The sequence below is a fragment of the Streptococcus sp. UBA632 genome (genome assembly GCF_002300045.1).
GTDB classification, from domain to species: domain Bacteria; phylum Bacillota; class Bacilli; order Lactobacillales; family Streptococcaceae; genus Streptococcus; species Streptococcus alactolyticus.
The window spans coordinates 27,172-28,900 of sequence record NZ_DBPA01000003.1 but is presented as its reverse complement, the minus strand read 5'-3'; the positions used below and the strand labels follow the sequence as shown (position 1 = coordinate 28,900).

1 protein-coding gene is annotated in these 1,729 nt (G+C 42.2%); it reads right to left on the bottom strand.

Translation table 11 applies throughout. The features are described from left to right. On the bottom strand, nucleotides 1-1,559 hold a 1,559-nt coding region (guaA, locus tag B3473_RS00190), incomplete at its 3' end, for a glutamine-hydrolyzing GMP synthase (protein WP_293650702.1). Between the last annotated feature and the right edge of the window lie 170 nt (nucleotides 1,560-1,729).

Here is a 1,729-nt window from a genome sequence, read left to right as displayed (position 1 = left end):
TCCCACTCAACTGTTGCAGGTGGTTTACTTGTAATATCGTAGACGATGCGGTTAACGTGATCAACTTCATTTACGATACGAACAGAGATTTTTTGAAGAACATCCCATGGGATACGTGCAAAGTCTGCTGTCATACCGTCGATTGATGTGATTGCACGGATTGCGATTGTGTAATCATAAGTACGTCCGTCACCCATAACACCAACTGAGCGCACACCTGTGTTAACTGTGAAGTATTGCCAGATATCACGATCAAGACCAGCTTTAGCAATTTCTTCACGAAGGATAGCATCTGATTCGCGGACAGTTTCCAAGCGTTCTGCAGTGATTTCACCCATGACACGGATAGCCAAACCAGGTCCTGGGAATGGTTGACGCCAAACCACTTCGTCTGGCATACCAAGAGCTGTTCCAAGCGCACGAACTTCGTCTTTGAACAAGGTATTCAATGGCTCGATAAGTTCAAATTGCATGTCTTCTGGAAGACCACCAACGTTGTGGTGTGATTTGATGGTTTGGGCAGTATCTGTACCAGATTCGATGACGTCAGTGTATAGCGTTCCTTGTGCAAGGAAATCAACACCTTTTAGCTTGCTTGCTTCATCATCAAAGACGCTAACGAATTCATTTCCGATGATTTTACGTTTTTTCTCTGGGTCTTCTACGCCAGCCAATAAGTCCAAGAAACGTTTTGAAGCGTCAACGCGGATGATGTTAAGTCCGAATTTGCCACCAAGCATTTCCATAACTTGGTCACCTTCGTTTTTACGAAGCAAACCATGGTCAACGAAGATACATGTCAATTGGTCGCCGATAGCGCGTTGAAGAAGGACACCAACAACAGATGAGTCCACGCCACCAGAAAGTCCTAAAAGCACTTTGCGGTCACCAACTTTTTTGCGAATTTCGTTGATTTGCAAGTCGATGAAATTATCCATTGACCAGTCACCTTTAGCCCCACAAATTTTGAAGGCAAAGTTGCGCAAAATGTCGTTACCATATACAGAGTGACGCACTTCTGGATGGAATTGGATACCGTAGATGTTTTTCTCAGTGTTTTCAATAGCAGCGTAAGGGCAATCAGCCGAATCACCAACCAAGTGGAAACCTGCTGGGATTTCTGTAACGGCATCACCGTGGCTCATCAAAACCGTTTGCTCTTTTGGTGTATCTGCAAAAAGTTTTGATTCTGCTTTTAGGCGAAGTGTTGATTGGCCGTACTCGCTATTACCTGTTTGACCAGCTGGCACTACTTTTCCGCCGAGCTTATCAGTCAATAATTGCATCCCGTAACAGATACCAAGAATTGGAATACCCAATTCAAAAATAGCTTCATCAATACCAAAAGCATTGTCCGCATAAACAGAATTAGGACCACCAGAAAGCACAATTCCGATTGGATTGATTTCACGAACTTCATCGGCTGTGATTTTGTGGCTTCTCAATTCAGAGAACACACCAAATTCACGAATGCGACGTGCGATTAATTGGTTATACTGGCTACCATAATCAAGAACAATGATTTTTTGAACATCAGTCAAAGTAGATTTGTCAGTCATTATTACCCTTTCTATATCGTCGGCAAACCGCCAACAGTAATCATAGCCCATTGTAACATATTTTTTCTTATTTAGCATTATCTATTTTTAGGTAAGAAAAAAACAGAACAGCTAAAAACTGTTCTGTTCGGAGTTAATATGAAAAGGATCGGTATGCTATTAGTATATAA